Origin of the sequence: Streptomyces sp. NPDC002680 (genome assembly GCF_042889145.1) — a bacterium.
Taxonomy (GTDB): Bacteria; Actinomycetota; Actinomycetes; order Streptomycetales; family Streptomycetaceae; genus Streptomyces; species Streptomyces adonidis.
Genome location: NZ_JBIAQP010000022.1, coordinates 243858 through 250931 on the forward strand (window position 1 = coordinate 243858; position 7074 = coordinate 250931).

The 7074-nt window shown below is 72.5% G+C and carries 6 protein-coding genes and 1 rRNA gene; 5 read left to right on the forward strand and 2 right to left on the reverse strand.

Annotation, left to right across the window (positions count from 1 at the left end):
• Window positions 1–5: 5 nt before the first annotated feature.
• Window positions 6–1151, reverse strand: coding sequence for an S-methyl-5-thioribose-1-phosphate isomerase (mtnA, locus tag ACFYXF_RS43390; protein ID WP_389358262.1), 1146 nt, complete (start codon window positions 1149–1151; stop codon window positions 6–8).
• Between the two features lie 137 nt (window positions 1152–1288).
• On the opposite strand from mtnA, the gene ACFYXF_RS43395 reads away from it, so the two are divergent.
• From ACFYXF_RS43395 to ACFYXF_RS43415, 5 genes are read left to right on the forward strand one after another with little or no spacing between them, the layout of a single operon-like run.
• On the forward strand, window positions 1289–2632 hold the full coding sequence (locus ACFYXF_RS43395; RefSeq protein ID WP_389358264.1) for a glycerophosphoryl diester phosphodiesterase membrane domain-containing protein: 1344 nt from the start codon (window positions 1289–1291) through the stop codon (window positions 2630–2632).
• A gap of 4 nt (window positions 2633–2636) precedes the next feature.
• Window positions 2637–3419 (forward strand): DUF4129 domain-containing protein, encoded by a 783-nt coding sequence (locus ACFYXF_RS43400; RefSeq protein ID WP_389358266.1) that lies wholly within the window; start codon window positions 2637–2639, stop codon window positions 3417–3419.
• Complete coding sequence (locus ACFYXF_RS43405; protein WP_389358268.1) at window positions 3416–4618, forward strand: DUF4350 domain-containing protein; 1203 nt, start codon at window positions 3416–3418, stop codon at window positions 4616–4618. The genes ACFYXF_RS43400 and ACFYXF_RS43405 overlap by 4 nt, the downstream gene beginning before the upstream one ends.
• Window positions 4618–5607 carry an AAA family ATPase gene (locus ACFYXF_RS43410; protein WP_389358270.1) on the forward strand — a complete coding sequence of 330 codons (990 nt, stop codon included), beginning with the start codon at window positions 4618–4620 and terminating at the stop codon, window positions 5605–5607. The genes ACFYXF_RS43405 and ACFYXF_RS43410 overlap by 1 nt, the downstream gene beginning before the upstream one ends.
• Complete coding sequence (locus ACFYXF_RS43415) at window positions 5607–6917, forward strand: DUF58 domain-containing protein (protein ID WP_389358272.1); 1311 nt, start codon at window positions 5607–5609, stop codon at window positions 6915–6917. The genes ACFYXF_RS43410 and ACFYXF_RS43415 overlap by 1 nt, the downstream gene beginning before the upstream one ends.
• Before the next feature lie 71 nt (window positions 6918–6988).
• Here ACFYXF_RS43415 and rrf read toward each other — a convergent pair.
• Window positions 6989–7074 (reverse strand): 5S ribosomal RNA (gene rrf / locus ACFYXF_RS43420); the annotation flags it as partial.

The window sequence follows — 7074 nt, forward strand, 5'->3', positions numbered from 1 at the left end:
ATTAACTAAATCGTTACCTGGCGTGACCTGTCACACAGCTCAGCAAGCGCCTCAGCCGTCACGGGCGAAACAACACCCGCTTCGGTGACGATCGCCGTCACCAACTCGGGAGGCGTCACATCGAACGCCGGGTTGTACGCCTGGGTCCCCAAGGGTGCCACCGGAATCCCGCCTCCCGCTTCTGCTCCCGCCACCGGCACCTGAGGTGCGGCGATCTCCGTCACCTCATGTCCGGCACGCTGTTCCACCTCTATGGACGCCCCGTCGGGGGTGTCCGGATCCACCGTCGTCACCGGCGCCACCACGATGAACGGCACGTGGTGGTACCTGGCCAGCACGGCGAGCGGATAGCTCCCCACCTTGTTCGCCACCGAACCGTCGGCCGCGATCCGATCGGCCCCGATCAGTACCGCGTCCACCTCCCCTGCGGCGAACAGCGAGCCCGCCGCGTTGTCCGTGAGCAAGGTGTACGCCATTCCGCTGCGCGCCGCCTCATACGCCGTCAGGCGAGCACCTTGCAGCAACGGGCGCGTTTCGTCCACCCAGAGCCTGCGCAGCCGCCCCGCCCGGTGCGCCGCGAGCGCCACCGCGAACGCCGTTCCCTCACCACCCGACACCAGCGATCCGGTGTTGCAGTGCGTGAGCACCCGGTGCCCGCCGCCGGGCAGCAGCTCGTCCAGCAGCGCCAGCCCGTGCACGGCCATCCGCGCGCTGGCCTCGGCATCCTCCCGGTGCAGCGCCCGCGCCGCGACCAGCGCCGCGATGGCCGCCCGATCCCGGTCACCGCTCCTGGCCAGCTCGGCCCCGTACGCCTCCCGCGCCCTGCGCACCCCGACAGCGAGGTTCACGGCGGTCGGCCGGGCCTGCGCCAGCGCGACGGCGGCCTCGTCCACGTCGAAGCCGCGAGCGGCGGCGAGCGCGACCCCGTACGCCCCCGCGATACCGAGCAGCGGCGCACCGCGCACCGCCAGCGAACGGATCGCCGCCACCAGCGCGGGCGCGTCCGTGCAGACCAGCTCGACCTCCTCGGCCGGCAGTCTCGTCTGATCGAGAAGGACCAGCACCGGGCCCTCGGGAGGGTCGTCCCAGCGGATCGCCGGTATCTCGGTGGGCCGGTTGTCCTCGCGGGATTGCGCGTACTGATCAGCCATCCGCCCAGTCTGCCCCCTGCCCGTCGGACAATTGAAGGTGTCCAGCCCATACGGGGGCCGATCCCCCCGTGCCCTCCCCATGGCACGATGGCTGCCAACCTGCCGCGAACGCGGACGGGCACCGTGAAGGAGCGACGATGAACGACACTCCGGGCTGGGCCTCGCCCGGATCCGCCCCCTCCGACGGGCAGCAGCCCGACGCGTCCGCCCCCGCCGACCGCCCCGGTCCCGCGGAACCCTCGGACCAGCCGCGCCAGGACCCGGCCGGCGCCGGCCCGAAGTGGTCCCAGGAACAGCCGCCACCCGCCCAGTGGTCCGCCCCCACCGGCTCCCAGAACCCGGGGCAGGCCCCGCCGCCCCCACCACCGCCCGGCCCGGGCTGGGGCGGCCAGTACCCCGGCGCCCCCGCAGGCCCGGGAGGGTACGGCGGATACGGCCCGCCGCCCGGCGGCCACCCCGGCTGGGACGGCAACTGGGGCGGCCCCCCGCCCGCGGCCAAGCCCGGTGTGATCCCGCTGCGCCCCCTGGGCGTCGGCGAGATCCTCGACGGCGCCGTCTCCACCATGCGCGCCTACTGGCGCACCGTGCTGGGCATCTCGCTCACCGTCGCGGTCTTCACGGAGATCTTCGCGATCCTCCTCCAGGGCTTCGTCCTGGACGACAGCACGAGCACCGCCGCCCTCAACGACACGAGCGCGAGCGTCGACGAGCTGAGCCGCGCCATGGGAGACGCCTTCCTCGGCTCCGGCCTCCTCTTCGTGATCTCCATGATCGGCACCGTCATCGCGACCGCCCTGCTCACGACCGTGACCAGCCGCGCCGTGCTCGGCAAGCCGGTCACCATCGGCGAGGCCTGGCGGGACGCCCGCCCGCAGGTCCCGAAGCTGTTCGGCCTCATCTTCCTGCTGCTGCTCATCGTCGTCGCGGTCCTCGCCGTCGGCATCGCCCCTGGCGTCCTCGTGGCTCTCGCGGGTTCGGAGGGCGGCGGCGCGGCACTCGCCGTCCTGGGCGGCCTCGGCGCGGGCATCGTCGCCCTGTGGCTGATGATCCGCTTCTCCCTGGCCTCGCCTGCGCTGATGCTGGAGAAGCAGAGCATCACGAAGTCGATGAGCCGCTCCACGAAGCTCGTCAACGGCTCCTGGTGGCGCGTCTTCGGCATCCAGCTGCTCGCCGGGATCATCGCGATGGTCGTCTCGTCCATCGTCGTCCTCCCGTTCACCTTCGTCGCCGCGGCCATGACCGGAGACGGCATCAGCGGCTTCCTCGACGGCACGGGCGGCCTCGGCTGGACGTTCCTCGTCGTCAGCGGCATCGGCTCGGTGATCGGCTCCATGATCACCTTCCCGATCACCGCGGGCGTGACCGTGCTCCTCTACATCGACCACCGCATCCGCCGCGAGGCCCTCGACCTCGACTTGGCCCGCGCCGCCGGCGTCCAGGGCTACGGTTCCGGCGCCCCGGGCACCACCCCGGGGAGCTGATGCGGTGATCCTGACGGGGGGATTTCTCAGCACGGTGCCGGCCCTGCCGCCCACCGCCGAAGCGGCCGTACGAGCACTGCTGCGCGCCGGCGACACCGCCGTACTGTCACTGGCGGCCGACGACCCGCCGGTGACGATCCCGCGTGATCCCGCGCGGGAGGCGGCCCGGCGCGAGCTGTCCAAGCGCATGTACCACGAGAACGACCCCAGCCCGCTGCAACGGGCCATGGACGCCTTCTGGGACTGGCTCGACAGGCTGTTCAACGCGGCCTCGACCGCGACCCCCGGCGGAACCTTCGGGCTGCTGGTCGTCCTCCTGGCCGTCGTCGCCGTGATCGGCGCCCTGTGGTGGCGCCTCGGCTCCCCGCGCCCCGGCCCCACCTCCGCCGCCGCACTCTTCGACGACCGCCCCCGCAGCGCCGCCGAACACCGCGCCGCCGCCGAGGCCCACGCGGCCCTGGGCCGCTGGAACCAGGCCGTCCAGGAACGCATGCGCGCCGTCGTCCGCGCCCTGGAGGAACGCGCCCTCCTCGACGCCCGCCCCGGCCGCACCGCCGACGAGGCGGCCGCCGAAGCCGGCCGCACCCTGCCCGCACACACCGACCGCCTGCGCACCGCGGCCCGGGACTTCGACGACGTGACGTACGGCGGCCGCACCGCGACCCCACAGACGTACCGCCGCCTCACCGAACTCGACAACGACCTGACGCGCACGAAACCGGCGCTCGCGACCAGCGGCAGCACCCCCAGCACGGCCCACAACGCCCGCCAGGGAGCCGCCGAATGAGCACCGAGGCCACGCTCCCCGCCTCCACCTCGGCCTCGCCCACCGCCCGCCAGGTGTGGACCCGCGCGCGAGGCATCGTCCTCGGCGTCGTCGTCCTCCTGATAGGCGCCGCCGCGATCGCCGTGGTCCGCTCCGACACCCAGCGCGGCACCCTCGACCCACGCTCCGCCGACCCCCGAGGCAGCCGCGCCGTCGCCGAACTCCTCGCCGACCGCAACGTGTCCACGCGCGTGGTCACCACCCTCGCCGAGGCGAGCGCCGCCGCCGGCGCCGACACGACCCTCCTGGTCGCGGCCCCCGACCTGCTGACCGACCGTCAACAACAGCAACTGCACACGGCGACGGAGAACTCCGGCGGACGCACACTCCTGATCGCCCCCAGCAGCCCGTCCGTCGGAACACTCGCTCCCGGCATCACCGCCGACCCCGCGGTCAGCTTCGACTCGGAGCTGACCCCGGACTGCGACCTGCCCGCCGCGCAACGCGCGGGCACCGCGGACACGGGCGGCTTCCGCTACGACACCGGCATCGCCGACGCCGACAGCTGCTACCCGAGCAACGGCCTCCCCACCCTCGTACGCGTCCCGACAGCCACCGGAGACGGCGACACCGTCGTGCTCGGCGCCCCCGACATCCTCTACAACGACCGCCTCGACGAGCACGGCAACGCCTCGCTCGCCCTCCAACTGCTCGGTTCCCGCACCCACTTGGTCTGGTACCTCCCCTCGCTCACCGACGACTCGCTCACCGACTCCGGCGAACGCGGCTTCTTCGACCTGCTCCCCTCGGGCTGGCTCTGGGGCACGCTGCAGCTCTTCGTCGCCGCGGTCCTGGCCGCCCTCTGGCGGGCACGCCGGCTCGGCCCCCTCGTACCCGAACGACTCCCCGTGGCGATCCGCGCCTCCGAGACCGTCGAAGGCCACGCCCGCCTCTACCGCAAGGCCAACGCCCGCGACCGCGCGGCAGCCGCTCTTCGCTCCACGACCCGCACTCGCCTCGCCCCCCTCGTAGGCGTCCCCGTCACCCAGGCGCACACGCCCGAGTCCCTGCTCCCCGCCCTGTCCGCCCAGCTCCGGAACCACAGCGACGGACAGGCCCTGCATTCCCTCCTCTTCGGCCCGCCGCCCGGTGACGACGCAGCCCTCATCTCCCTCGCCGACCAACTCGACGCCCTCGAAAGAGAGGTACGCCGTCCATGATGGACCCGACCACTGACAACGCCGGGATCACCGGGGATCCGGGCACCGCCCGGGCCTCCCTGGAAGCCCTGCGCGCCGAGATCGCCAAAGCCGTGGTCGGCCAGGACCCCGCCGTGACCGGCCTCGTCGTCGCCCTCCTCTGCCGCGGACACGTCCTACTTGAAGGAGTCCCCGGGGTAGCCAAAACGTTGCTCGTCCGGGCACTCGCGTCCGCGCTCGAACTCGACACCAAGCGTGTCCAGTTCACTCCGGACCTGATGCCGAGCGACATCACCGGCTCCCTCGTCTACGACACACGCAGCGCGGAGTTCTCCTTCCAGCCAGGCCCGGTCTTCACCAACCTCCTCCTCGCGGACGAGATCAACCGCACGCCCCCGAAGACCCAGTCGTCCCTCCTGGAAGCCATGGAGGAACGCCAGGTCACGGTCGACGGCACCCCCCGCCCCCTCCCCGACCCGTTCCTGGTCGCGGCGACCCAGAACCCGGTCGAGTACGAGGGCACGTACCCCCTCCCCGAAGCCCAGCTGGACCGTTTCCTCCTCAAGCTCACGATCCCCCTCCCGTCCCGCCAGGAGGAGATCGACGTCCTCACCCGCCACGCCGAGGGCTTCAACCCGCGCGACCTGCGCGCCGCCGGCGTACGCCCCGTGGCAGGCCCGAAGGACCTGGAAGCGGCCCGAGCGGCCGTCGCAAAAACAACAATCTCCCCCGAGATCACCGCGTACGTCGTGGACATCTGCCGCGCGACCCGCGAGTCCCCGTCCTTCACGCTCGGCGTCTCCCCCCGAGGCGCCACGGCCCTCCTCGCGACATCCCGCGCCTGGGCCTGGCTGACCGGCCGCGACTACGTCATCCCCGACGACGTCAAGGCACTGGCCCTCCCCACCCTCCGCCACCGCGTGCAGCTCCGCCCGGAGGCCGAGATGGAGGGCGTGACGGCAGACTCCGTCATCAACACGATCCTCGCCCACGTCCCCGTCCCCCGCTGATGGCACTCACCGGCCGCGCCGCCCTCCTGGCGGCCCTGGGCTCGATCCCCATCGGCATCTGGGACCCCAGCTGGACAGGCATCCTCGCCGTGAACGCGCCCCTGGCCGTCGCCTGCGCCTGCGACTACGCCCTGGCAGCCCCCGTACGCCGTCTCGGCCTCACCCGCTCCGGCGACACCTCCGCACGCCTGGGCGAACCGGCGGACGTCACTCTCACGGTCACCAACCCCTCGGGCCGCCTGCTCCGCGCCCGTCTGCGCGACGCCTGGCCGCCCAGCAGCTGGCAGTCCGGCACCGAGGTCGAGGCATCCCGCCACCGCCTGACGGTCCCCGCAGGCGAACGCCGCCGCGTCACCACCCGCCTGCGCCCCACCCGCCGAGGCGACCGCAAGGCCGACCGCGTGACGATCCGCTCGTACGGCCCCCTGGGCCTCCTCGCCCGCCAGGGCAGCCACCAGGTCCCCTGGACGGTACGGGTCCTCCCCCCGTTCACCAGCCGCAAGCACCTCCCCTCGAAGCTCGCCCGCCTGCGCGAACTCGACGGCCGCACCAGCGTCCTGACCCGCGGCGAAGGCACGGAATTCGACAGCCTGCGCGAGTACGTCCCCGGCGACGACACCCGTTCCATCGACTGGCGCGCCACAGCCCGCCAGACGACGGTCGCCGTACGCACCTGGCGCCCCGAGCGAGACCGCCACATCCTCCTGGTCCTCGACACGGGCCGTACGTCGGCGGGCCGCGTGGGCGACGTCCCCCGCCTGGACGCCTCCATGGACGCGGCCCTTCTCCTCGCAGCCCTGGCCTCCCGCGCCGGCGACCGCGTGGACCTCCTCGCGTACGACCGCCGGGTACGCGCCCTGGCCCAGGGCCGAGCCGCAGCGGACGTCCTCCCGTCCCTGGTCAACGCGATGGCCACCCTGGAACCCGAACTCATCGAAACGGACGCCCGAGGCCTCGCGGCCACCACACTCCGCACGGCCCCCAGACGCTCCCTGATCGTCCTGCTGACCAGCCTGGACACGGCCCCGATCGAGGAGGGCCTACTCCCCGTCCTCCCTCAACTAACGCAGCGCCACACGGTTCTCCTGGCCTCGGTGGCGGACCCCCACATCGCAGCCATGGCAACAGCCCGAGGAAACACAGAAGCGGTGTACGAGGCCGCAGCCGCCGCACAGGCGCAAACGGAACGCCATCGAACCGCCGAACAACTCCGCCGCCACGGCGTCACGGTCGTCGACGCGACACCGGACGACCTGGCACCGGCACTGGCGGACGCATACCTGGCCCTGAAAGCAGCAGGACGCCTCTAGGGAAAAAGGGGGAAAGCCCCCCGGAACGCAGAAAGGCCCACACCATAAGGTGTGGGCCTTTCTCAATATTTGTTCGGCGGTGTCCTACTCTCCCACAGGGTCCCCCCTGCAGTACCATCGGCGCTGTAAGGCTTAGCTTCCGGGTTCGGAATGTAAC

What these genes read in the sequence shown, in the direction of transcription:
- mtnA (WP_389358262.1), bottom strand. Translation starts at nt 1,151, where the DNA reads ATGGCTGATCAGTACGCGCAATCCCGCGAGGACAACCGGCCCACCGAG.
- ACFYXF_RS43395 (WP_389358264.1), top strand. Translation starts at nt 1,289, where the DNA reads ATGAACGACACTCCGGGCTGGGCCTCGCCCGGATCCGCCCCCTCCGAC.
- ACFYXF_RS43410 (WP_389358270.1), top strand. Translation starts at nt 4,618, where the DNA reads ATGGACCCGACCACTGACAACGCCGGGATCACCGGGGATCCGGGCACC.
- ACFYXF_RS43405 (WP_389358268.1), top strand. Translation starts at nt 3,416, where the DNA reads ATGAGCACCGAGGCCACGCTCCCCGCCTCCACCTCGGCCTCGCCCACC.
- ACFYXF_RS43415 (WP_389358272.1), top strand. Translation starts at nt 5,607, where the DNA reads ATGGCACTCACCGGCCGCGCCGCCCTCCTGGCGGCCCTGGGCTCGATC.